This window comes from Candidatus Omnitrophota bacterium (assembly GCA_028717245.1).
Lineage (GTDB): Bacteria > Omnitrophota > Gorgyraeia > Gygaellales > Profunditerraquicolaceae > JAGUYA01.
In genome coordinates, this window is the sequence record JAQUOD010000006.1 from 26,419 (window position 1) to 51,745 (window position 25,327).

General features: G+C 44.8%; 22 protein-coding genes. All 22 read left to right on the top strand.

The window, feature by feature from the left end; translation table 11 throughout:
- Positions 1-113: 113 nt before the first annotated feature.
- Positions 114-401 carry an Asp-tRNA(Asn)/Glu-tRNA(Gln) amidotransferase subunit GatC gene (gene gatC / locus PHV44_04695; GenBank protein MDD5592576.1) on the top strand — a complete coding sequence of 96 codons (288 nt, stop codon included), beginning with the start codon at positions 114-116 and terminating at the stop codon, positions 399-401.
- Positions 402-438: 37 nt separating this feature from the next.
- A complete protein-coding gene (gatA, locus tag PHV44_04700; protein ID MDD5592577.1) occupies positions 439-1,899 on the top strand; it encodes an Asp-tRNA(Asn)/Glu-tRNA(Gln) amidotransferase subunit GatA in 1,461 nt (486 codons plus the stop codon).
- Between the two features lie 88 nt (positions 1,900-1,987).
- Positions 1,988-3,418, top strand: a complete 1,431-nt coding sequence (gene gatB, locus PHV44_04705) for an Asp-tRNA(Asn)/Glu-tRNA(Gln) amidotransferase subunit GatB (GenBank protein ID MDD5592578.1) — start codon at positions 1,988-1,990, stop codon at positions 3,416-3,418.
- The gene (locus PHV44_04710; GenBank protein MDD5592579.1) at positions 3,411-4,667 is read left to right on the top strand and encodes a S41 family peptidase; all 1,257 of its coding nucleotides are present in this window, start codon (positions 3,411-3,413) and stop codon (positions 4,665-4,667) included. The genes gatB and PHV44_04710 overlap by 8 nt, the downstream gene beginning before the upstream one ends.
- 36 nt (positions 4,668-4,703) lie before the next feature.
- Positions 4,704-5,489 (top strand): divergent polysaccharide deacetylase family protein, encoded by a 786-nt coding sequence (locus tag PHV44_04715; GenBank protein ID MDD5592580.1) that lies wholly within the window; start codon positions 4,704-4,706, stop codon positions 5,487-5,489.
- A complete protein-coding gene (tsaD, locus tag PHV44_04720; protein ID MDD5592581.1) occupies positions 5,489-6,487 on the top strand; it encodes a tRNA (adenosine(37)-N6)-threonylcarbamoyltransferase complex transferase subunit TsaD in 999 nt (332 codons plus the stop codon). Before PHV44_04715 ends, tsaD begins: the two co-directional genes overlap by 1 nt.
- A gap of 34 nt (positions 6,488-6,521) precedes the next feature.
- Entirely contained in the window at positions 6,522-6,968 is a 447-nt protein-coding gene (locus tag PHV44_04725) for an MgtC/SapB family protein (protein ID MDD5592582.1), read from the top strand.
- A gap of 21 nt (positions 6,969-6,989) precedes the next feature.
- A complete protein-coding gene (locus PHV44_04730) occupies positions 6,990-7,493 on the top strand; it encodes a polymer-forming cytoskeletal protein (GenBank protein ID MDD5592583.1) in 504 nt (167 codons plus the stop codon).
- Positions 7,494-7,528: 35 nt separating this feature from the next.
- Complete coding sequence (locus PHV44_04735) at positions 7,529-7,840, top strand: helix-turn-helix domain-containing protein (GenBank protein ID MDD5592584.1); 312 nt, start codon at positions 7,529-7,531, stop codon at positions 7,838-7,840.
- Positions 7,841-7,851: 11 nt separating this feature from the next.
- Positions 7,852-8,520 (top strand): nickel pincer cofactor biosynthesis protein LarB, encoded by a 669-nt coding sequence (larB, locus tag PHV44_04740; GenBank protein MDD5592585.1) that lies wholly within the window; start codon positions 7,852-7,854, stop codon positions 8,518-8,520.
- A 24-nt stretch (positions 8,521-8,544) separates the two neighbouring features.
- Positions 8,545-8,967, top strand: a complete 423-nt coding sequence (locus PHV44_04745) for a formylmethanofuran dehydrogenase subunit E family protein (protein MDD5592586.1) — start codon at positions 8,545-8,547, stop codon at positions 8,965-8,967.
- 172 nt (positions 8,968-9,139) lie between these two features.
- Positions 9,140-10,468 (top strand): acetyl-CoA decarbonylase/synthase complex subunit gamma, encoded by a 1,329-nt coding sequence (gene acsC / locus PHV44_04750; protein ID MDD5592587.1) that lies wholly within the window; start codon positions 9,140-9,142, stop codon positions 10,466-10,468.
- Between the two features lie 81 nt (positions 10,469-10,549).
- Positions 10,550-12,478: an ASKHA domain-containing protein gene (locus tag PHV44_04755; GenBank protein ID MDD5592588.1), complete on the top strand. Its 1,929-nt coding sequence runs from the start codon at positions 10,550-10,552 to the stop codon at positions 12,476-12,478.
- Positions 12,475-13,221: an AAA family ATPase gene (locus tag PHV44_04760; protein ID MDD5592589.1), complete on the top strand. Its 747-nt coding sequence runs from the start codon at positions 12,475-12,477 to the stop codon at positions 13,219-13,221. Before PHV44_04755 ends, PHV44_04760 begins: the two co-directional genes overlap by 4 nt.
- A complete protein-coding gene (locus PHV44_04765; protein MDD5592590.1) occupies positions 13,212-14,174 on the top strand; it encodes an acetyl-CoA decarbonylase/synthase complex subunit delta in 963 nt (320 codons plus the stop codon). Before PHV44_04760 ends, PHV44_04765 begins: the two co-directional genes overlap by 10 nt.
- 128 nt (positions 14,175-14,302) lie before the next feature.
- A complete protein-coding gene (locus PHV44_04770) occupies positions 14,303-15,091 on the top strand; it encodes a dihydropteroate synthase (protein ID MDD5592591.1) in 789 nt (262 codons plus the stop codon).
- Positions 15,092-15,164: 73 nt separating this feature from the next.
- Positions 15,165-15,563 carry a diacylglycerol kinase family protein gene (locus PHV44_04775; GenBank protein MDD5592592.1) on the top strand — a complete coding sequence of 133 codons (399 nt, stop codon included), beginning with the start codon at positions 15,165-15,167 and terminating at the stop codon, positions 15,561-15,563.
- Positions 15,551-15,949, top strand: coding sequence for a POTRA domain-containing protein (locus PHV44_04780; protein ID MDD5592593.1), 399 nt, complete (start codon positions 15,551-15,553; stop codon positions 15,947-15,949). Before PHV44_04775 ends, PHV44_04780 begins: the two co-directional genes overlap by 13 nt.
- Before the next feature lie 74 nt (positions 15,950-16,023).
- Positions 16,024-17,730 (top strand): POTRA domain-containing protein, encoded by a 1,707-nt coding sequence (locus PHV44_04785; protein MDD5592594.1) that lies wholly within the window; start codon positions 16,024-16,026, stop codon positions 17,728-17,730.
- A 55-nt stretch (positions 17,731-17,785) separates the two neighbouring features.
- Positions 17,786-18,424, top strand: coding sequence for a hypothetical protein (locus PHV44_04790; GenBank protein ID MDD5592595.1), 639 nt, complete (start codon positions 17,786-17,788; stop codon positions 18,422-18,424).
- Positions 18,421-19,224, top strand: a complete 804-nt coding sequence (locus tag PHV44_04795) for a nucleotidyl transferase AbiEii/AbiGii toxin family protein (protein ID MDD5592596.1) — start codon at positions 18,421-18,423, stop codon at positions 19,222-19,224. Before PHV44_04790 ends, PHV44_04795 begins: the two co-directional genes overlap by 4 nt.
- 145 nt (positions 19,225-19,369) lie before the next feature.
- A partial coding sequence (locus PHV44_04800; protein MDD5592597.1) for an autotransporter-associated beta strand repeat-containing protein occupies positions 19,370-25,327 on the top strand: 5,958 nt, incomplete at its 3' end.

The window sequence follows — 25,327 nt, forward strand, 5'->3', positions numbered from 1 at the left end:
GCGGCAGGACCCGCTGCCTCATGGGAATTTACACAAGATGAGTACGGGGGGATTGTGTTTGACTTTTGGGATAAAGAGTGTTATGATTAAAAGCTAATTGAGGAGAATTAATCATGGGAATAACTAAAGATACGGTAAAATATGTGGCGCATTTGGCGCGTATCGACCTAAAACCAAAGGAGTTAGAAAAACTATCCCATCAGCTTCGGGATATCCTTAAGTTTATCGATAAACTTAAGGAAGCGGATGTAAAAGAGGTCCAACCGACCAGCCACATCTTACCCCTTAAGAATGTCTTTAGGGAGGATGCCGCGCGTAAATCTTTATCCAGCGGCAAGGCCCTTGAAAATGCTCCCCGAAAAGAGGGCAATTTCTTCGGTGTGCCGAAGGTAATTGAATAATTCAAGCTTTAAGTTTTAAGCTATAAGCGGTAAAAAAATGGAAATTAATACGTTATCTGCGCATGAATTAATCGAGAAGCAAAATAAGAAAGAAATTACGCCCCAGGAGATACTTGATTCTTTAAGAAAAAGGACGAAAGAAGTAGATTCTAAAGTTAAAGCCTATGTGAGACTTTCGGATTCTAATTCCTTAAACTTACAGCTTACAGCTTACAGCTTACAGCTTCCTTTAAAAGGTATTCCCGTTTCGATAAAAGACAACATCTGCACCGAAGGTTATCATACCGAATGCTGCTCTAAAATTCTGGAAGGTTTTAAGCCGCCTTATGACGCTACGGTAATCCGTAAATTAAAAGAAGCAGGCGCTTCAATTTTTAGCCTTAAGACCAATATGGATGAGTTTGCCTTCGGCTCATCTACGGAGAACTCCTGTTTTGGGCCCACGCATAATCCCTGGAATTTAGAGTGTGTCCCCGGCGGCTCTTCCGGAGGTTCTGCTGCCAGCGTAGCTGCAGATGAAGCTATTTTTGCCTTAGGCTCGGATACCGGCGGTTCCATCCGCCAGCCTGCGGCATTTTGCGGCGTAGTCGGGCTTAAGCCTACGTACGGAAGGGTCTCCCGTTATGGTTTAATTGCCTTTGCCTCGAGTTTAGACCAGATCGGGCCCCTCGCTAAAGATGTGCGGGACTGCGCCCTGGCGATGAATATTATTTCGGGCTATGATCCGAACGATTCTACTTCCGTAAATATTGAAACGCCGGATTATGCCAGGGCATTGGTTAATGATATTAAAGGCATTAAGGTAGGCATACCTAAAGAGTATTTTATCGAGGGTATGGATAAAGAAGTCAGGGTAATAGTAGAAGAAGCCATAGATAAATTGAAAGATTTAGGCGCCAGTTATAAACCGGTTTCTCTGCCGAACGCTGATTACGCCGTGCCGGTTTATTATATTATTGCTACCGCAGAAGCCAGCTCTAACTTGGCCAGGTTTGACGGCGTGCAGTATGGTTTTAGGACCAACGACCAACGACCAACGACCAACGACCAATTGATCAATATGTATAAGAAGACACGCGGCGAAGGTTTTGGCGAAGAGGCGAAGAGAAGGGTTATTTTAGGGACCTTTGTTTTATCCCACGGTTATTACGACGCTTATTATCTCGGGGCATTGAAGGTGCGGACCCTGATAAAGCAGGATTTTGATGCGGTGTTTCAGGATTTTGATTGTATTGTTACGCCTACTTCTCCTACGCCGGCATTTAAAATCGGGGAAAAGATAGAGGACCCTTTAAAAATGTATCTTTCGGATATCTATACTATTTCCGCAAACCTGGCAGGTATCCCCGCGATATCTGTCCCTTGTGGATTTACTAAAAAGGGATTACCGGTGGGCTTGCAGATTCTAGCTAAGCCTTTTAACGAAGAAATGCTCTTTAGGGTAGCTTATGCCTATGAGCAGAATACGCCCTGGCATAGAATGAAACCTAAAATTTAATTTTGTTTAAATGTTCGAAAGTTAAAAAGTTTAAATGTTATAGATAACATTCTAACATTAAAACATTCTAACATTAAAACAACAAGACATGTATGAAACAATAATTGGTTTAGAAGTTCATGTGCATTTAAAAACGCAGACTAAGGCATTCTGCGGTTGTTCTACCGAATTCGGCCAGGAGCCGAATTCCCAGACTTGTCCGGTGTGCTTAGGGTTTCCGGGGTCTCTTCCTGTCTTAAATAAAGTAGCTTTTGATTACGCTATCAAAGTCGCCCTGGCCTTGAACTGCCGGGTGCAGGAATATACAAAGTTTGACCGGAAGAATTATTTTTATCCGGATTTGCCTAAGAATTATCAGATTTCTCAATACGATTTGCCTATTGCCAAAGACGGGTTCCTGGATATAGATTTGGAAGGCAAAACTAAACATATCAAGATCCGCCGAGCGCATTTAGAAGAGGATGCGGGGAAGCTTATCCACCAGCAAGAGGAGAGCCTCGTAGATTTTAACCGTTCCGGCATGCCCCTTTTAGAAATAGTCACTGAGCCGGATATAAATTCTCCTGATGAGGCCTATGCATACCTGACCAAACTAAAAAGTATCATTGAGTATCTGGGGGTTTCTGATTGCGATATGGAGAAAGGGTCCTTACGCTGTGATGCCAATGTCTCTATAAGAAAAAAAGGCGCCAAGGAGCTGGGCGTAAAAACAGAAGTAAAGAATATGAATTCCTTTAAAGGCGTAAAAGAAGCCCTGGGTTTTGAGATAGAGCGCCAGATAGGATTATTAAATAAAGGCAGGGCCATTATCCAGGAGACGCGGCTCTGGGATGCTAAGGAATTAAAGACATCTTCTATGCGCGCAAAAGAAGAGGCGCAGGATTACCGTTATTTTCCTGAGCCGGACCTCACCACCTTTGTGATTACGCAGGAGAAAATCGAAGAACTAAGAGAGTCAATACCCGAGTTACCGCAGGAAAAACTGCTGCGTTTTATAAAAGATTACGGGTTATCGGAATATGACGCCGGGATTTTAGTCGCCTCCCGGCAGGGCGCGGATTATGCCGAAGAGTGCTTTAAAAAGTATCCAGGTAAAGATAAGAAACCCATAGCCAACTGGCTGATTGGGCCTTTACTTAGAGAGGCGAACACCCGCAATTGCGCCCTGGTAGATTTAAAGGTGAGCCCGGAATATTTAACGGAATTGGTTAATTTTTTAGAGAACGGTCAGATTTCAAACCTCACGGCAAAATCGGTTTTGACAGAAATGGTTGAAACGAAGAAATCGCCGGCAGCCATAATCCAGGAAAAGAACCTGGTGCAGATTTCCGACTCCGCCGGCTTGAATGACGCGGTAGAAGAGGCGATTAAGGAAAATGCCAAATCCGTGAATGATTATAAACAGGGTAAAAGTAATGCCCTGATGTTTTTGGTCGGCCAGGTCATGCGTAAGACCAAGAGCAGGGCAAACCCGCAGGTGGTCCAGGAGATATTAAAGGGGAGGCTTGATCATGCGTAAAAAACTTATTTTCGTTTTCGCCATAGTATTAGTAGTTTCTGTTTCTACTTCATTGGCGATTTCAGCCATAGATAAAAATAAAAAGAATGAACTCTTCCGCGAGGTACAACTTTTCTCAGACACCTTAGCCATTATAGAGACGGATTATGTAGATGAGACAAAACCCAAAGATTTGATTTACGGTGCGCTCAAAGGCATGCTTTCATCTTTAGACCCGCACAGCCAGTTTATGGATCCCGATACCTACAATGAACTCAAAGTTGATACAGAAGGAAAATTCGGCGGACTGGGGATTGAGATTACCATTAAGGACAGCCTTTTGACTGTGGTTACACCCATAGAAGATACCCCGGCCTGGAAGGCAGGCATCAAAGCCAATGACCGGATCGTAAAAATAAATAATGAATTAACGCGGGATATGAGCCTTACTGATGCCGTAAAAAAAATGCGGGGTAGGCCGGGTGAGGCAGTAAATATCACGGTCTTAAGGGAATCCGAAAACAAGCTTTTAGAATTCAAGATTGTGCGTGATATCATCAAGGTTAAGGACGTCAAAGAAGCGCGGATATTAGAAGACGGTATCGGTTATATCCGCCTGATTGAATTCAGGGAGAACACGCCCCAGGATATCAACGCAGCATTACAGAATTTATCCAGGGCAGGAATGAGCGCCATCATCCTGGATTTACGCAATAACCCCGGAGGATTATTGGATGTGGCAGTAAGGGTAGCGGAAAGATTTATAGAAAAAGGGAAGATGGTGGTTTATACCAAGGGCAGGCTTAGCTCCCAGAATTTAGAATTTATTTCTTCTGCGGGGCAGCCTCTGGTTAACCTGCCCATGGTGGTTTTAATCAATGAGGGCTCGGCTTCCGGCAGCGAGATAGTCGCCGGGTGCCTGCAGGATTATAAACGCGCCATCGTCGTAGGCGTAAAGTCATTCGGCAAGGGTTCGGTGCAGACGGTTATCCCTTTAAGCGACGGTTCGGCCATCCGTTTGACCACGAGCAAATATTTTACGCCTTTGGGTAAGGAGATCCACGGAAAAGGCGTGATCCCGGATGTAGTCGTGGAAGAAGGCAAGATAGAGATTACGCAGAAGGCACAGGACATATTTGAAAAATTAGATAAGGACGAAAAGGCAAATGTAAACAAGGAAAATAAACCCTTAGATTATAAATCCGATAACCAGTTGATGCGGGCAGTGGATATTTTAAAGGCAATCAAGATATATAAAGGGGTTAAATAATGTTTGAATGTTTTAATGTTGTAATGTTTCAATGTTATGAAAAAATGGCAAGGGTATAAAATAGCAGTTTTAATTTTAGCGGCCGTAGTAATAATAGAAACCGCGTTGGTTATTTATCTATGGCTCGGCCGGCCCAGAAAAATAGCCAAGAAGCCCCTTAGGGTTGAGGGAAAGATAGCCATCGTCATCGACGACTGGGGGTATAATTTAAATAACCTCTATATTTTAGACCAGATAAAGTATCCCCTGACTATGTCTATACTGCCGGATTTAGCTTATTCCCGGACCATTGCCGCAATGCTGAATAAGCGCGGCATAGAAGTAATCCTGCATCTGCCGATGGAGCCGCGCGAAAAAATAAGGCTGGAAAAAGATACTATCCTGACCACTATGGATGGGCCGGCTATAAGGGGAATCATCAACCGGGATTTAGACGATATATATTATGCTAAGGGCGTTTCTAACCACATGGGTTCTAAGGCTACCGAGGATTCAAGGACAATGACTATCGTCTTTGAAGAATTAAAGAAAAGAAACCTTTTTTTTCTGGATAGTTTTGTATCCCCTAAGACCGTCTGCTTTCCTTTGGCCCGTAAGATGCGCATTGGTTTTGCCAGGAGAGATGTGTTTTTAGATAATAAGGAAGAACCCGGATACATAAAACAGCAGATTTATAAATTAAAGGCAAGGGCAAAGGCTTACGGTGAGGCCATAGGTATCGGGCATGACCGGCAGGTTACACTGGAGGTTTTAAAGGAAGTAATGCCGGAATTAGAAAAACAAGGGTATAAGTTCGTTTTCCTTTCGGAGTTAATAAAATAATGTATGTTTTAGGCATAGAAACTTCCTGCGATGAGACCGCTGCCTCCATAGTAAAAGACGGTGAGGAGGTCCTTTCTAACGTAGTGAGCTCAAGCCTTAATGAACACAAGAAATACGGGGGGATTATCCCGGAGGTAGCTTTCCGTCAACAATTGGAAACTATTAGCGAGGTTACGGATTCTGCCCTGAAAAAAGCAGGGTTGGGATTAAGGAAAATAAATCTATTGAGCGTAACATCCGGGCCGGGCCTTACAGGTTCTCTGCTGGTAGGTTTATCTTTTGCTAAAGCCGTTAATTTAAGTTCCGGCATACCTTTATTAGGAATTAACCACCTCTATGCCCACATCTATGCCAGTTTTTTAAATCATTCGGGGCCGAAATTGCCTTTTGTAGCTTTAGTTATTTCCGGAGGGCATACGAGTTTATTCTACGTGCAGGATTTCGATAAAATAAAAACTTTAGGCGCTACCTCTGATGATGCCTGCGGCGAGGCATTTGATAAGGTGGCCAAGATTTTAAGCCTGGGTTATCCCGGAGGGCCGGTGATTGAACGCATAGCCAGGTCAGGCAATCCGCAGAAAATAAAATTCAGCTGCTCTAATACCGAAAAACCCCTGGATTTTAGTTTTAGCGGCATAAAGACGGCAGTGTTGTATTATGTTCGCCGGTTGGCCGGTTGGCCGGTTCGCCGGTTACAGAATAGGCAAACAGAAGATATAGCCGCATCCTTTCAGGAAGCAGTAATCGATGCGTTAATTAGAAAATCTTTTTTAGCCTGTAAGTTAAAAAAGATAAACCGGCTTGTAATCGGCGGCGGCGTAGCGGCAAATAACAGGTTAAGGCAGAGTTTTTATCGGGAGGCAGAGAAAGGGAACCTGGAGATTTATTTTCCTCCTAAAGAATTTTGTCTGGATAATGCCGCAATGGTCGCTGGCTTAGGATACCAGTTGTTCAAGAAAGGGCACAGGGCAGGTTTAGAGTTGAACCTGTCGCATTAAAGCCTGTCTACTAAGCAGGCAGGGAGGTAGGAGGATGGTAAGTAACATGCAGGTGGTTATACGTTTAGTTTTATCGGTCATATTGGGCGGTTTTATCGGGTTGGAACGCCAGATGCACCGCCGCAACGCAGGGTTACGCACGCACATCCTGGTGAGCCTGGGTTCCTGCCTTATCATGTTGACATCAATATACATTTTTGCTATATATAAAAATGAGGCCCCGGTTGATCCGGCGCGTATTGCCGCAGGAGTAATCACCGGTATAGGTTTTCTGGGTGCCGGGACTATTATCAGGGACAGGGCCGGGGTGAAGGGACTGACTACGGCAGCCAGCCTTTGGGTAGTTGCGGGTATTGGTTTGAGCACGGGCTGCGGTTTATACAGCGCAGCTGTTGTCACTACCCTGCTGGCATTGATGACGCTTTTCTTTTTAAGGCATATAGAAGATATGATGTTTGGTAAAGAAGAACATGTACAATAGGGAGAAAGGGGGTGGCAAACCATGGCTTTTAAAAAGAAATTAGAAGAAAAGGTCCTGGATGTGGATGTAGCTATGCAGGGCAACCTGGTTTTTAAAGACCCCGTAAACCTTCGCATCAACGGTAAATTCGAAGGGATTTTGGAAACAAGAGGCAACCTCACTATCGCCGCTACTGCCGTGGTGGCTGCGGATATTATGGGCGATAATATTATTATTGACGGCAAGGTCAGAGGAAAAATAGTGGCCAAGGAGCGGCTGACGCTTTTGCCTTCAGCGGTTGTCGAGGGAGAGATATATCCGGCAAAACTGAATGTGGCCGAAGGCGCGATACTGGAAGGCAGGTGTTCCATGCTCCGTGATTTTATGAGCGCCGACGAATTAGCGCATTACCTGGAAGTGGATTTAAATTCAGTCATGGAATGGGCCAATTCCGGCAAGATACCGGGGTTGAAAGAAGGGGATAAGTGGAGGTTTGAAAGAAAGACCATTGATTCCTGGGTAGCCGCAGGCAAAGTCGGCAAATAACTAACGACTAATAACCAACGACCAATAACTAATTCATGGCAGAAATAAAACTTTTAACCATAAGGGATGCCTCTCTGATTTTAGGCGTTTCCGAAAGAGAGGTTATGGACCTGGTAGAAAACGGCAAGCTCATTGCTTATAAGGTCGGCGGCGTATATTTAAGGTTTAAGCGCGAGCATATAGATGAGTTTAAGAAATCCCTGAAAAGGCAGTTCCCCGATAAAATTAATACCCCGCATAAATATCCGTTTAGAGATAGGTTGGGCGATTTATTGTATTTTTATGATTTCTATATATTATCTATTCTGGTTATACTGTTGATTCTCATTATTATATTCCGGTGGTAGGCCCCCAATATATGCGTTATAAAAATGAAGCTTGTAGCCTTAGGTTTGCGCATCTGGATATGGAGAGGAAAACGCGCAGGGGCTATTCGGAAGTAATCTATTGCCCGGGTAAGACAAAAGAGCAGCTTAAAAAGATTGCCCGGGAATTAATCAAAGGCAAACAGGACCTGCTCTTGACCAGGTTAGAGAAGGGGATTTTTAGTTATCTTAAGAAATCGCTCCCGGGGTTAAAATATAATGCCTTGGCCAAAATAGGTTATCTGTTAAAGAAGCAGAAGGCGCCTAAAAAAGGTTTAGTGGCGGTAGTCTCCGCGGGCACCTCGGATATACCCGTGGCTGAAGAGGCAGTGGTTACTTTAGAGGCAATGGGTAACCGCGTGGTCAAGCTCTATGACGTGGGTGTAGCCGGCGTACACCGCATTATGGGCAATATGGGCGTTTTAAGAAAGGCAAAGGTGATTATCGTAGTCGCGGGTATGGAGGGGGCATTGGCAAGTTTAGTCAGCGGCCTGGTAAGCTCTCCGGTAATTGCCGTGCCCACCAGCTGCGGCTATGGCGCGAATTTCGGCGGGCTGTCGGCATTATTAACTATGTTGAATAGTTGCTCTGCGGGCGTATCAGTGGTCAACATTGACAATGGTTTCGGAGCCGGGTATTTCGCCGGCCTGATTAATAAATAAGCTGTAAGCCGTAAGCTGTAAGCTATGGACAAAAATAGGGTAACATTAAAAGAGGCAGTAAAGTTTCACGGGCACCTGGGTCCATATTTAGTATTGGGAATTTTAGCAGGGGAATTAGCATTAAAAAAATTGAGATGTAAAAAGTATTTTGGTTTGAATGTTAGAATTTGGCAAGCGCATGAGAAGCCAAAATCTTGCCTTATAGATGGCTTACAGTTGTCCACAGGAGCAACCTATGGTAAGGGAAATATAAATAAATTAAATGGCTCTAAAATGAAGATTGAATTCCAAAATCAGATAAATCAAAAAAAAATTACACTAACATTTAATAATCAGCTTATTAAGAAATTAAATGAAGCAAAGACTCATAAAGATTCAGAATTATTAGCAAAAGAATTATATAAAATAGGCTATTCTAAACTTTTTAACTTAAAGCTTATAACTTAAAGCTTATAGCTGGAGAATTACTTAGCACCTGGTGCAAACCCAATCGGGCACCTGGTGTGAATTTAAGATTGTACCTGTCCTATTTTTAAGATTGTACCAGGTACAAGATTGAATCCGCAGACGGTACAAGAGAGATTTCGCACCTGGTGCGAAACAACTGGAGACTAAAACAATGGCGCTTTCCGGATTAGACATCTATAAATTGTTGCCTAAAACAAATTGCCGCGAGTGCGGATTTGTCACCTGCCTGGCCTTTGCCATGCAGCTGGCCAAAAAGGCAGTCAGCATCGATAAATGCCCTTACTTAAGCGATGAGTCCAAAAGGGCGTTAGAGGCCTCAAGCCAGCCGCCTATAAAACTGGTGAGTATCGGCGAAGGCGAAAACAAGCTGGAGACGGGTAACGAGACCGTGCTCTTTCGGCACGAAGAAAAATTCCATCGCCCTACCGGCATAGGTTTTATTATTGAAGATAATCTATCGGAGAAAGAAATCAAGGAGAAACTGCATAGAATTAATCAGCTGAAGTTTGAACGCATCGGCCAAGAGTTGAATGTCAACCTTATCGCCGTAAAGCAGGCGGGCGATAAAAATAAATTTGCTGCCGCAATACAGATAGTTTTAAATAATACGCCGCTTGCGCTTACGCTGATGAGTAATGACGCCGAGGCGCTGAAAGAGGCATTGGAAATTTCTAAACAGAGAAGGCCGTTAATCTGTTCTGCGACCAAAGATAACCTTACGGAGTTTTCAAAATTAGCCAAAGAGTATCAGGCGGCTCTTGTGGTTTCGGACGGGGATTTAGAAACGCTATCAAACTTGACTAAGGAATTGAGCAGCCAGGGAGTAAGCGGACTTATTCTGGATGTCGGCGCAAAACCGGCTAAAGATAAAATTTGGGATTTTACCCAGATCAGAAGGCAGGCATTAAAAAAATCAAACCGCAGTTTAGGTTATCCTGTTTTGGCAATTATAGATTCTAAGGACCCCTATGAAGAGGCGATAGAGGCAGCTACCTATATTTCTAAATATGCCGGTATTGTCTTGATGCGGGGGATAGAGGCCTGGCAGATTTTATCGCTTTTAACCTTAAGGCAAAATATTTATACTGACCCCCAGAAGCCCCTCCAGATTGAGCCTAAACTTTATCCTGTGGGCGCGGCTGATAAAAAATCACCGGTATTGGTAACTACTAATTTCTCGCTTACCTATTATACGGTGCTGGGCGAAGTGGAGGCAAGCAAGGTGCCTTCTTATATCTTAAGCGTGGATACTGAAGGTATGTCAGTATTGACTGCCTGGGCAGCGGAGAAATTTACGCCGGAAAAAGTCGCGGACACGTTAAATAAGTTTTCCGTGAAAGACGCGGTAGCGCACAACAGGCTGGTTATCCCCGGTTACGTGGCAGTAATGAGCGGAGATCTGGAAGAGAAATCCGGCTGGCAGGTAGTAGTGGGGCCGAAAGAAGCCGCCGGCATACCATCATTCTTAAAAAATCTTTAGGGACGGTTCTCAAACGAGCACAGAACTGTCCCCAAGAGGGACACTTTTAACCGTAGTTAAGAACCGTCCCTGACAGGGGAGATGGAAAAATTCAAGGTTACATTTTATCCGGAAAATAAGAGCGTAGAGGTGGCCAAGGATACGACTATCCTTTCTGCGGCTATTTCTGCCGGGGCCTATCTTAATTCCAGCTGCGGGGGCGATGGCGTATGCGGCAGGTGCAAGGTCATTTTAAAACAAGGCCAGGTCATTACCCAGCCCAGCGGCAGGATAAGCCATGAAGAGAAAAGGCAGGGGGTTTATCTGGCCTGCCTTACTACTATACAGAGCGATCTGGGAGTAGAGATCCCCGCAGAGTCAAGGATGGATTTGGATAAATTAAGCCCCGAAGAAATCAGCTTAAGGTTAAAGGGGCTTTATTCAGAATCCGAAGAGATAGAATCCGTAGCTTCTGTGCTGGGTGAAGAAATCTTTACGCATTCGCCCTTAGCCACAAAATTATATTTGGAATTACCGCCGCCGGATCTGGAAGATAAAATCAGCGATTTAGAGAGGCTTTATCGCCAGATAAACCGTATTCAAAAGATACCGGTAATGCAAACCGGCTTAAGTAATATCAGGCGGCTGGGAGAATTATTGCGCTCTGCGGATTGGAAAGTTACGGTGACCTTAGGCGACAGAAACGGCACCGCCGAGATTGTCCTGATTGAGCCGGGTGATACCTCAAGTAAAAATTTCGGGTTCTCTTTTGATATCGGCACAACCACTATCTCAGGCCAGTTAGTGGATTTAAACACTAAGAAAGTCCTGGGCACAAAAGCCAGCTATAATAAGCAGGCAAGTTTCGGCAGCGATATCATCACCCGCATTATTTACGCGCAGGAAGAGGATGGCCTGGAGAAATTGCATCATGCCGTGGTGGATGAAATGAACCAGATGATTCATGAGCTCACTCAGGAGCATAATATAGATTTAAACGATGTAAATTGCATACTCTGCGCCGGTAATACAACGATGATACACCTGCTTTTACGCGTTGACCCTACCTATATCAGGAGGGAGCCGTATGTCTCCACGGCTAATTTTGTCCCGACTATCCGCGCTGCCGAGGCAGGCATTAAAATAAATCCGCGCGGGCTCCTGTCTTGTGTGCCGGGTGTGGCCAGTTACGCCGGCGGAGACGTTACCGCCGGAGTCTTGTCCTGTGGCCTGGATAGCACGGAGGATTTAAGCTTATTAATTGATGTCGGCACAAACGGAGAGATAGTTTTAGGCAGCCGCGATTTCCTGATTTCTGCCTCTGCCTCTGCCGGGCCTGCTTTTGAGGGTTCAGGGGTAAGCTGCGGTATGCGTTCCAGCCGCGGCGCAATCCAAAAAGTAAAGGTTACACCCAAGGATTTTACAGTTACCTATAATTGTATTGCAGAGACAAAGCCGCGCGGTATCTGCGGCTCAGGATACATTGATATCCTCGCCCAGATGTTACGCGCAGGCCTCCTGGATAAAAACGGCAAGATAAAGAAGATAAAGCATGAACGTATCCGCGAAGGGCAGGAAGGCAGCGAATTCATCATTGCCTTTAAAAGAGAAACCGACACAGGCGCTGATATTGTCATTACCGAAACAGACATTGAAAACCTTAAGCGGGCAAAGGCAGCGATTTATTCTGCCGTAGCGGCCTTAGTCAGGCATATGGACCTGGATTTTTCCCGAATAAAGAAGATTTTTATTGCCGGAGGGTTCGGTACCTATATTGACGTGGATAATGCTGTCACCATAGGTTTACTGCCGGATTTAGAGCGCTCGAGGTTTATTTTTGTGGGCAATAGTTCCTTGGCCGGCGCCCGTCAGATACTTTTATCTTATGAGGCAATGAAGAAAGCCGATGAAATAGCCAAAAAGATTACTTATTTTGAATTATCCGTTGAGCCGGGTTATATGGACGAATATATAGCAGCGCTTTTTTTTCCGCATACGGATTTGAATAAGTTCCCAACTGTGAAAATATGAGCTATACGATTGCAATCGCAGGCAAGGGCGGCACAGGAAAGACTACTATTGCCGCGCTTACCGTAAGGTTACTTAAAGAAAATAAGGCCGGTTCCATATTAGCCGTGGATGCTGACCCGAATAATAATCTGGCTGAGGCGTTAGGCATAGAAACCAAAGAAACCATCGGCTCAATAATCGATGATGTTTCTCGTCATCTGGATAAAATCCCCGCCGGAATGTCTAAAGATAGATTCATCGAATACCGCGTGCAGACTTCGGTTGCCGAGGGAGAAGGTTTTGATGTTTTGTCCATGGGCAGGCCCGAAGGCCCGGGGTGTTATTGTTACGTAAATAATATTCTAAGGAACATCGTGGGCAAACTCATCGCGGATTATGATTACATTGTCATTGATAATGAGGCAGGTTTTGAACATTTATCGCGGCGCACTACCCGCGCCTGCGATACTTTAATTGTGGTTTCCGACGATACAGCCGTGGGCCTGAAGGCGGCAAAGAGAATAAGCGATTTGATTGAGGAGTTAGAGATAAAAGCTAAAAAGAGCCTTCTGGTTATCAATCATTGCGATAAAAAAATAGAAGCGGAAAAGATAAAGAAGACGGGCCTGGATTATATCGGTAATATGCCCGAAGATCCGCAGGTTGAAAAAATCAGTTTAAACGGCGCTTCTTTAATGGCGCTTAAAAATGATGCGCCGAGTTTAAGTGCATTGCGTAAATTGGGAGAAAAAATATGGAGTTAATGTTAGAGAAATGGTCAGGCGCGGTTTCAGTAGTTAATATCGGCGCAACTCGCCAAGAGGGCGGGACGCGCTCTAAAACCATCCAAGTCGGCGGACAGGCAACCCTGCCTTTTTTATTTGCCGAAGGCGCTCTGCCCCATAAGCCGGTAGTGGCTTTTGAAATCTGGGATGTGGCGCCCAATGATTGGCCGCAGGAATTAAATAAATCTTACGGAGATGTTTTCGGCGATCCCTTTGCCTGGGCACAGATGTGCGTAAAAGAATATAAAGCCGAGCTCTTATGCGTGAAATTGCAAGGGGCGCACCCGGATTTCGCGAATAAATCGCCTGATGCAGAGGCAAAATTTATCAGCCAGCTCTTAAAGAAAGTAGATGTGCCCTTGATTATTTTAGGCTGTGGAGACGACACGAAAGATAATCTGATTTTACCTGCCTGTTCTCAGGCAGCCAAAGGAGAACGCTGCCTTATCGGAAGCGCTGTACAGGATAATTATAAGACCCTGACTGCCGCGGTTTTAGCCGACGGGCATAATATCATTGCCGAATCGCCCATTGATATAAATATCGCCAAACAATTGAATATTTTAATTTCCGATATGGGCTTGCCTTTAGAGCGCATTGTGATTAATCCGACCATCGGCGCTTTGGGTTATGGCCTGGAATATGCTTATTCCATTATGGAGCGCGCGCGCCTCGCTGCTTTAGCCGGCGACAAAACCGTGGCCTCGCCTTTTATCTGTTTAATCGGGCAGGAGGCCTGGCGGGCAAAGGAAGCAAAAGCAACAGCGGTTGAATTTCCGGCATGGGGCCCGGAAGCTGAACGCGGTATAGTTTGGGAAGCCATTACTGCTACTGCTTTGATTCAAGCAGGAGCGGATATCCTTGTGATGCGCCATCCCAAGGCGATAGAGAAAGTAGATGGTTATATTAAGAGACTGATGGTTAATTTATAATTAGTTCATTGAGTTTATTGAGTTCGTAGAGTTCATTGAGTTATCTATGGTTTAACTCAAAAAACTCAACAAACTCAAGCAACTCAACAAACTCAAATAACTCCCGAGCGACAGAAGGAGCGAGGGTAATGTTTATTATTGGCGAATTAATCAACGGGATGTATCAGAATATAGGTAAGGCCATTCAAGAAAAGGATAAGGCCACAATCCAGAAGTGCGCGCTGGAGCAGATTCAGGCAGGGGCAGACGCTCTGGATGTCAATTGCGGCCCGGCATCGCGTAAACCCATAGATGATATCCAGTGGCTGGTGCAAACCATTCAGGAGGTAACCGACAAACCCCTGGTTTTAGATTCCAGCAAGCCGCAGGTTATTGAATCAGGCCTGGAAATTATTAAAAATAAGGCGATTATCAATTCCACTACTGCTGACCCCGAGAAGTTGGATATATTAGTGCCCCTGGCAAAAAAATACCATACCAAACTGATCGGCTTGACCATTAGCGCCAAAGGCATCCCGCAGAATAAGGACCAGCGCCTGGAATTAGCAGCTGCTATTGTTGCCAGCTGTAGCGAGCAGGAATTTCCCGTCGCAGACCTTTACCTTGACCCTATAGTGCTTCCGGTAAATGTGGCCCAGGCGCAGATGGCAGATATCTTAGAGGTCATCCGTGAATTCAAGATTATTTCCGAACCCGCGCCTAAGAGTATTGTCGGTTTAAGCAATGTCTCCCAGGGCACTTGCGTGCGCAGCTTAGTCAACCGCACCTTCCTGACTATGGCTATAGCTTCCGGCCTAGACGCAGCCATACTTGACCCGAATGATAAAGACCTGATGGACGCGGCTATTACCGCGGAATTGATTTTGAATAAACACATCTATTGTGATTCTTTTTTAGAGGCATACAGGAAAAAGTAGAAAAGGGACAGGTACAATCTCAGTTTCGCACCAGGTGCGAGATTGGGTTTGCACCTGGTGCGAAATCAAGATTATGACGCCCAGAAAAATCCTCAGGCATATCTTTCGGTTCCGCGGTTTTGCGGAGAGCTTCAAACTTGCCATAAACGGTATTGCCTATCTTTTCTTATACCATCGCAACATGCGCATCATTTTCACACTGGGTATTTTTGCTTTTATCCTGGGCTTATATTTTTTTAAGTTGAGCGCTATTGAGCTGGTGGCGCTGTGCATCACCATTACATTAGTATTTGTGGCGGAGATATTCAATACCGCCATTGAGATGACCATGGATATGGTCAAGGTCAAATACCACACCTTAATCAAGCTGGTCAAAGATATTGCCGCAGCAGTAGTCTTACTCGCCTCGCTAAACGCCGTTGCCATAGGCTACATTCTTTTTATCAGAAAACTCTTTAAATGGCAGAATTAAAAAAAATCCTTCTTTTGTCTATAATCTTCCTTTATTTCATAACAGTGCTTAAGGGCGTTTGTTTTGCCCAAGTTAACCCCGGCCAGATAGAAAGGTCGCAGGAGATTATCCAGGACGAAGAGGCATTAAGAAACCGGATAGGGCAGGAAAAAAAATTCCTCATCAAAAAAATTATTGTTGAAGGCGCGGATTTACTGGCTCCGGAGGAAATAAAAAAGATGACCCTGGCTTATGAAAACCACTGGCTCTCTAAGAGCGATATACAGGCAATCATCGATTTATTGAAAACAGCTTATAGGGAGAAAGGTTATCCTCAGCAACCCCGTAAAACTGCGTTCCGGATAAAGAATAATACTTTAAAAATCCACGTTTTAGAAGATAAATAATTTATTCATTTTACAATATTTTCGTCTATAAAATACTTGACAATAACATTAGGTTGGGGCATAATAAACTAACTATGGCAAGTAAGATTTCTATTTATTTATTCTTAGCGTGCTTACTCTTTTTCCCGAAGAGTTATGCCTGGGCAGCTACTACTCCTGAACAGGAGATGCGCTCGCAGGAACTGCAGGAAAAAGATCAGGCGCTCAGGGAGAAAATAGAAACCCCCAGGAAAGCCCCGGAAGTTAAAGAAGAACTACCAGCGCCTCCCGCTGCCCCCACATCTACCGAAAAAGTCTCCGTCAAAAAGATTAATGTTACCGGCGTAACCCTGATTGCCCAAAAAGAAATCAATAAGATAGTCCTGCCTTTTGAAAATCAGGACCTTAGCCTAAGAGAATTACAGAGGGCTGCGGATTTGATTACCGATATTTACCGTCAAAGAGGCTACATCACTTCGCGCGCCTACCTGCCCCCGCAGAGGATTGAGCAGGGCGTAGTAGAAGTCCGGGTAATGGAAGGTACTACCGGAGATATAGAGGTAAGAGGCAACCGTTATTTTAAAACCGCGCTCCTGAAGCGTAAGATTGCCCTGAAGAAAGGCGAGCCTTTTAATTATAATATTTTGAGGAAGGGCTTAACCAAAATCAATGAGCAGCCGGACAGGTTCGCGCGCACAGTGCTTACTCCGGGCAGGGAACCCGGGGCAACAGACGTAGTCTTGGAGGTAAAAGATAAGCTGCCTATACATGTGGGTTTTGACGGGGACAATTTCGGCTCGCGTTATATCGATAAGCAGCGTTATAGCGTCAGGTTTACCCACAATAACCTTCTCGGGCTTGATGATAAACTGGCTTTTCAATATCAGCTCGGCCAGGCGAGCAGGTATTTTTTTAAAAGCATACGTTATCTGTTCCCCGTAACTTCTGATTTGGAAGCCGGCGCTTACGCGGCATTTAGCCGCGTGAAATTAGGGCAGGAACTGGAAGATTCAGGCGTCTTTGGTAAAACCCAGATTTACAGTTTATTCGCTAACCAGTCGCTGGTAGATGAGGAGAACTTTAATTTCAACATCAGCTTCGGGTTTGATTACAAAGACATCGCCAATTACCAGGCCAGTACCATTACCAGCCACGATAAGTTAAGGGTTGCCCGCTTTGGCCTGGATACAGACTTAACGGATAATTTCGGCCGCACAGTGTTCACTAATGAACTGGATTTTGGTATCCCCAATATTATGGGCGGCTTAAAAAAACAGGACACCCAAGCCAGCCGCAGCGGCTCTGGCGGGACTTTTATCAAAGACGTCGTTAATCTGATCAGGCTGCAGAAGATGCCTTTTTCCTCGCAGCTATTATGGAAGAATCAGATTCAGTTTAGCCCTAATATCCTGACTTCTGCTGAAGAATTTCAGATCGGCGGCATTGCCAATGTGCGCGGATATCCGCCTGCAGAGGCAGTAGGCGACAGGGGCTATGCTACGACATTTGAGTGGTCATTTCCTTTTTATCCCTGCCCCAAAGAGATAAAAGTCCCTTTATCGCAGGCAAAGCTCTATGATGCCCTTAGGCTTGCGATGTTTTATGATTTGGCGAATACACGCCTGAAGAGGCCTTCTACAACCGAAGAGAAGAATAAGACCTTAAGTTCATTAGGCTGCGGCCTGCGTTTTAACCTGCCGGAAGATTTTTCCCTGCGTTTAGATATTGCCTGGCCGTTAGATAATACTCCTTCTGACGGCGACCACGCGCACACCTGGGTGCAAGTCTCTAAGACCTTCTAAAATTCAGCCAAAAATTTATATTGCAATTTATTAACAAATATGTTAAACTTTTGCTATGAAACTAGAAGAGTTCATTAAACGCGTACGGGGTCTGTCGGTAATAGACGCCGAGAATTTACTTGCCGGCGTCACTAACCCGGCGGCGGTCAAAGTGCAATTGAGCCGTTGGCGTAAATCCGGCAAACTGATTAAGCTCAAAAATAATATTTATCTATTAGCCGAAAGTTTCCGTAAGGTGGATATTTATGAGCCCTATATCGCTTCAGTGCTTAAGAAACCTTCGTATATCAGCCTCCAGAAGGCATTTGAATATCACGGGCTCATTCCTGAGGGGGTGCCGGTTTATACCTGCGTTACCACTAAGCGCCCCGGGAAAATTATTACTCCAATCGGCACATTTGACTACCGGCATATTAAAAATAGCCTTTTTTGGGGGTACGATTCATTTACGGTGAATAAACAGCTGGCATTTATCGCTAGCCCTGAAAAGGCACTTCTTGATTTTTTTTATTTAGAGGGTTTGCAGGTTGATGACGGCTATTTGGAAGAAATGCGTTTGCAAAATACGAGAAAAATCAATTTCAACAAGCTAATAGAATACGCCAAGAAATTCCAAGGCCCCGGGATTCTAAGGGCCGCTTTGGTCATTAAGAAATACGCTGTTAAGCGCAGAAGTGAGGAAAAGCATTTATGAAAGATTATGTATTGGAACTGGTATCCGGCAAAGAAGGGTACAACGCTAAGCTTAATATTATGCGGGAATACCTGCAGGCATATATTTTAAGAGTAATGCACGACGAAGGCGTATTCCGTTCGGTTGCATTCTTGGGCGGCACAGCGCTTAGATTCCTGCATGGCCTGCCGAGATTTTCCGAGGACCTTGATTTTTCTTTGGTCCAAAAACCACAGGTTAGGTTTGAGGCATTACTTAAGAAGATTATGCTGGAATTATCCTCAGCCGGATATGATACTACGTTCAGTTATAACGATAAGAAGGCCGTAAATTCAGCTTTTATTAAATTCTCAAACCTGATGTTTGAAGCGGGGGTTTCGCCTTTAAAAAGCCAGAAATTTTCTATTAAGATTGAGATTGATAACAATCCTCCACAAGGGGCTGTCCTTGAAACCCAGCTGGTAAATAAATACTTCCCTATTTCGTTTTTGTCTTATGATACCAAGTCGCTATTTACCGGAAAACTGCATGCGTTGCTATGCAGAAAATATGCAAAAGGCAGGGACTATTTTGACCTTGGCTGGTATTTATCAAAATGGAAAGGAATAGAACCGAATTTTTTACTTTTTAAAAACGGCCTCCAGCAGACAGGATGGAGTAGTGAGCTGCCTGATAAAAATAACTGGAGAGGGTTAATTTATAAGGTTGTTGAGCGTGCGGATTGGAAAAAGATTAAACAGGATGTTGAGCAGTTTCTAGAAAACCCATCGGATTTGAATATTGTTACCAGGGAAAATGTAATGCAGCTCCTGCAGCATTAATAAAAGATTTCTGCACTACCTATTCAGGGATATAAAGGTTATTTTTTCACGAGCAAAACTATATGATAATGTTAGGGTTACGGCCCCGGGGCAGGTTTCTGAAAGTTTTTAAAAATTTTCCTTGACATAACCTTATTTATCGGTTATGCTTAATTGTAAAATAAATAACCCCTATTTTAAAATAACCTTCAAAAACTTGATTCCTCCTATTTATAAAAGAAACCTGAAAATTTGGGCGAGCGTAATAGCTGTGCTATTATGTTCTCCCCATTTTTTATATGCCGCAGAAAGAGTCATTGAAAGCGACCAAGCCAGATTAATCCTGGAATCCAGCGCAGGCTGGAATATCCCGGATGGCGACACGCTAAGAATTACTTACACCGGAAGTATCTCTGACCCAGCGGCACTATTACGCGATACCAGCGGCAATGCCTCGTACTGGGGCGGCACATACGAGTCAAATTACAACACAGTATTAGTTAATACTCGCGGTATCATCATCGGGCCGAATGCTAACATTCAGGCCGCTTCTTTTATTGCCTCAACCTTAAATATCTCCAATGATGATTTTTTAAACGACAGGTATAATTTCTATAAAGTAGCCGGTAACAACGCATTCATCATCAACCGCGGAAAAATTATTGTGCGTAATGGCGGGTATGTGGCTTTACTCTCCCAGGCAGTAGAAAATAAAGGAGTGATCCTGGCAAACTTAGGCAGGGTAGTTTTGGCATCTGGCGAAAAGATGACTCTGGCGCTAGATGACATCAATGAAATTTCCGTAGTCATTGATGAGGCAGTAAAAGATGTAGTGTTAGGAGAAAACGGAGAAAGAATTGTCAGCGCGGTGAAAAATAGCGGCACGATTAGCGCCAATGGCGGCAAGGTAATTCTAACCGCCAAGGTCTTAAACAATGTCTTTAATTATGCCATTAATAATACCGGAATCATTGAAGCTCAGTCTGTAGCTAACCATAACGGCGTAATTGAGCTGACCGCCAGCGGCGCACCAATTGTAAATACCGGCACTTTAGAAGCCGGCGCCATCAGGGTCAATGCCCAAGACACAACGTTCATCAATAAAGGTAAGCTTATTGCCGGCTCTGAACCTACCCTGCCTGACAGCGGCAAGATTGCTATCCAGGTAGGCAGCCTGGTGCAGGGCGGCTTGATTTCCGCGGATAGAATAGTGACCGTAGAAGCAGAGCGGGTGGAGGTAGTTTTAGACGGCCCACTGGCTTTAGAAATTGACCCCTTGTTAAATATCAGCCCGGGAGTAATTATCCAGGCGCCTGAAGTTAAGATAATCGCCAAGCAGTTTGGCAGCAGGACCACGCCTTTAAATATCAACGCAGCCCTTACCTATATATATAGGACGCAAGGTGACATTAATATATTAGAGAGTTTAGGTATCGGAACGAGCGTATTGCTGCGCGGCCCTCCGGATGGCTTCGGCGCAATTGTCTATAACCGCGATACAAATCTTACCTTAGAGGCACAAGCCGGAGGTATAACAACTTATGATTCCGCCATTATTCGTGCCAATAATCTTTCTTTGATAGCAAATCAAAACATAGGGTCGATTAACCAACACGTATATTTTACAGCTAACGCTCTAATCAAAGTCACATCCTATAACAGCTCTATATATATAGATTCAAATAATTCTGATATCTATATAATAGGCGAAGTCCGCGCCCACGGCGATATAAATATTTATTCTGGCACAGGCATGATTGATGTGCGTGGCCAGAATGCGATAGTGGCTGCCGAAATAGGATATATTAACCTTGAAGCAACTACAGGCATAATTAATAACTATGGGTTAATTTCAGCTCCCTACGGAACTGTACGTTTATGGACATCAACGCTTATGGATGGAAGCGGCGGACGCATTATCTCCATAGACTACGATGTTATTACCAATCCTGAAGATGAAAGCGTAACTACCTGGATTAATCCTAGTAGTAGCAACTGGAATACCGCTAGTAACTGGAGCGCGGGTGTTCCTAATGCGGCTAATGAGCGCGCTGTTATAAATACCGCTGGCATAACGGTTACTTTAAATGCCAATATTACCATTGGTGGACTCGAGATATTAGACGGGATCTTGTTGTTTAGTGACAATGCTAATAGAACTTTGACAATAGTAGATACGGATAATACGATAGGCGGTAACGCCGGTCCCGGTGGCCTATATATAGGTACTTCCGGAACGCTTACCTTTGATGATAATAGAACCGGACAAAAGGTGATTATGGCCGGGAATTATACTAATCTGGGAATATTAAATCGCAATATCGGGGCAATAGAGTTTAACAAAGCATCAGGGACACAAACCTTAAATTCAGGTGGTACTGCTGCTGCAAAACAGTTCTACGATATTACTCACTCGGGAGCAGGCATACTGCAAATTATTACCAATAATGTTACCCTAACCCATAACCTTACTGTTTCTGCCGGAACCCTGGATCCTAATGGTTTTACGATTACCGGTAGCGGAACAAACACGTTGACTGTAACAGGCAAGTTAATAGTTGATGCCGTAACATTCACCGGTAACTATGTAGATTGGGATACTCGAACCATCAATGCTGGGAGTACTATCGATTATCAGAATGCTAATCCTACCATTGACGCTAGTTTGACCTATCAAAACTTACAATTTAGCGGCGCAGGTACAGCAGATGTAAATGGAACATTAACGATTCAAGGAGATCTTACCAATACAGGCGGTGGGACATTAGATTTTGGTGTTAATAATGTAACGCTTAGCGGGAATGTTGCAACGAATAACATTGCCAGTTTTATAACCACTGGTACAGTTTCAATGACCAAGACTGCTGGCACGGTCACATTCACAGGTGATATGAACGTTGGTGCGCTGACCATTAATGGTAACGGTGGGACGCTGAATCTTGGAACAGGAACGCATACTATCAGTGGTACTATTACACTGACCGCAGGCACGTTAGATTTAGCCGACAGCTCGTTAGGCGGTAGCGGTAACATCACCTTTGGCGGCGGCACGCTAAGGTATGGAGGCGCCAGCACACAAGATATCTCTAGTCGTATAAAGAATAGCACTAGCGCGGTCAATATCGATACCGGCGCAAACACTATTACTTTTTCTAGTGTAATTGACAATAGTAATACCGGCGGTTTAACTAAAAAAGGCACGGGCGCCCTCATATTATCAGCCACTAACACTTACACTGGCACTACCACGATCTCCGCGGGCGCGCTTGGTTTCAGTAGCGTTAGCGCCATTCCGTCCGGTAACCTGATACTTAATGGTGGCGTACTTGCCACAAACGGCACTTTCAGCCGCGCACTTGGCACTGGCGATAACCAGGTTCAGTTTGGAGCCAATGGCGGCGGTTTTTCTGCCTACGGTGGCGCGCTTTCAATTACCGGCTTTACTGGTACCCCAGTCTGGAGTAACACTACTAACTTTCTTCCGTCCGGAGCACCGTTAATTTTTGGTGACAGCACTCTTTCTAATGATGTCGTCACCTGGACAAACGATTTCTCTCTGCGTAATGCTGCCCGCACCATCACTGTTAATGATAATCCCAATACCACTGATGATTATGCTATTATCAGCGGCGTGATTTCTTCAAGTGGCACCAGCGGTAGCCTCACTAAAGATGGTTCAGGCGCTTTAGTCCTTTCAGCCACTAACACTTACACTGGCACTACCACGATCTCCGCAGGCGCGCTTGGTTTTAGTAGTGTTAGCGTCATTCCGTCCGGTAACCTCATACTCGACGGTGGCGTACTTGCTACAAACGGCACCTTCAGCCGCGCACTTGGCAGCACTGGTACCGGTAAAGTTCGCTTCACCAACACCACCAACGGCGGTGGTTTTTCTGCCTATGGTGGTTCGCTTTCGGTTACCATTACTGGTACTCTGACTTGGAATTCTACTAACTTTCTTCAAAGTGGGGCACCGTTAATTTTTGGCGACAGCACCCTTTCTGATAATGTCGTTACTTGGATAAGTAATTTCTCTTTAGGTACCATTGGCACCAATACTCGTACCATTACCGTCAATGATAATTCTAGTACTACAGCTGATTATGCTGTTATCAGCGGCGTGATTTCGGGCAGTGCCAATAATAGCCTCACTAAAAATGGCACAGGCGCACTTGCCTTAAGCGGCTCCAATACATACGCAGGCGGCACGACGGTTAACGCCGGTACACTGAGTGTTAATAATACTAATGCGCTCGGTACAGGCGCCCTAACAGCAACAGCAGTAGGCAATACAGTCAATTACAGCCTTGCGGGCGCGCAGACCATAATAAGTACTACTTACTACAATCTTACGCTCTCCGGCAGCGGCACTAAGACTGCAGGTGGTGCTCTTACAGTTAACGGCACTCTTACCAACTCTGTTACATTAGATATGGCTGGGTATACTCTCAGCGCCGGGTCTATCGTAAACACCGGTGGCACTATACGTTTCTCCGGGGTATCTAACGGCCTTGCCATACCAACCGGCACAGTGGAGTACTACGGCACAAACCAAACCGTAGCCACTGGTCTATACGAGACCATTAATCTTACTGCGATATCAACATATACTCCTAATGGTGCAATCACAGCCACTGACCTTACAAATGCCGGAACTTTAGATATGGGCACTTATGATCTTGATGTGTCCAGTGTGACTAATAACGGCACAATTAGGCTTGAGGGTAGTAATGGCACTTTTTCCAGCATAAGCACCGGCACTGTAGAATACTATAATGCAGGCATTTATTTTAATTGGATAGCAGGATATACTTATGACAACCTCGTATTGTCAGGAGGGGGTACTTATTTACTTGTCGATGATTCTTTAATAACCAACAATCTGACCGTGTCCGCAGGTACGACTTTTGACCCCAATGGATATTATCTTACCGGCAGCGGCATTGCTAATATTTCTGGGACTATTTTGGTAGATGCGGCAACTTTTTCCGGTAATTATTCAGGATTTAGTACCGTAACTTTTAACGTCGGCTCAACCGTAAATTATTCCTCCAGCCTTATTGATCAGGACATTGATAGCACCTTAGACTATACAAATGCAACTTTAGAGACTTCAGGTAGCGGTACCAAGACCCTTAGCGGGCCTGCTACTGTGACCAACGTGATAGTGGGAGTCAATACAACATTTGATCCCGCTGGAAATCTTCTTACCGGCAGCGGCACCGCGGATATCTTCGGCACGATTAAGGTAGATGCAGATTTATTTGGCAATAATTACGCATTTAGCGGTGGGACATTAGAGTCCGGCTCAACTGTAAATTATTGCAGGCTCGGTAATCAAGAAATAGATAATATGGCTCCTACGGGTTATAGTAATTTGGTTATTTCAGGCAACGGCACAAAGACATTGGGCGGCAATACTACGGTAAATGATCTGCTATCTATGCAGGGTACAGCCAGTTTGGCGCTTAGCACATACACTCTTACCTATGGTGGCTCTGCTACGTTAGAGTACAAAGGAACCGCCGTTCAAACAACAGGGCCGGAATTGGCGGCTATAATTCCTAACCTTATTGTTGACAATATTAATGGCGTCATTTTAAGTAGCAGTCCGACGATTAGCGGCACGCTCACCTTAACCAACGGTAAGTTTTTGATCACGGTTACAGCGGTGACTGATAGTAAGCCCTATAACGGTACTACTGTTTCGGCAGGCGTGCCTACGGTCACAAGCGGTAACCTGATAGCCGGCGACAGCATCACATCCATTACCCAGACCTTCAGCAACAGAAATGCCGGCACAGGCAAAACCCTGAACCCGGCTGTGACAATAAATGATGGCAACGGCGGCAATAACTATGCCGTGACTCTGGTTGCTGACACTACCGGTGTTATTAACCAAGAAGCGATCACCATCACCGCGGTTACCGATACCAAAGGCTATAACGGCGACACCACATCCGCCGGAATTCCTACGGTCACCTCAGGCGCCATACAAGCCGGCGACAGCATCACATCCATTACCCAGACCTTCAGCAACAGAAATGCCGGCACAGGCAAAACCCTGAACCCGGCTGTGACAATAAATGATGGCAACGGCGGCAATAACTATGCCGTGACTCTG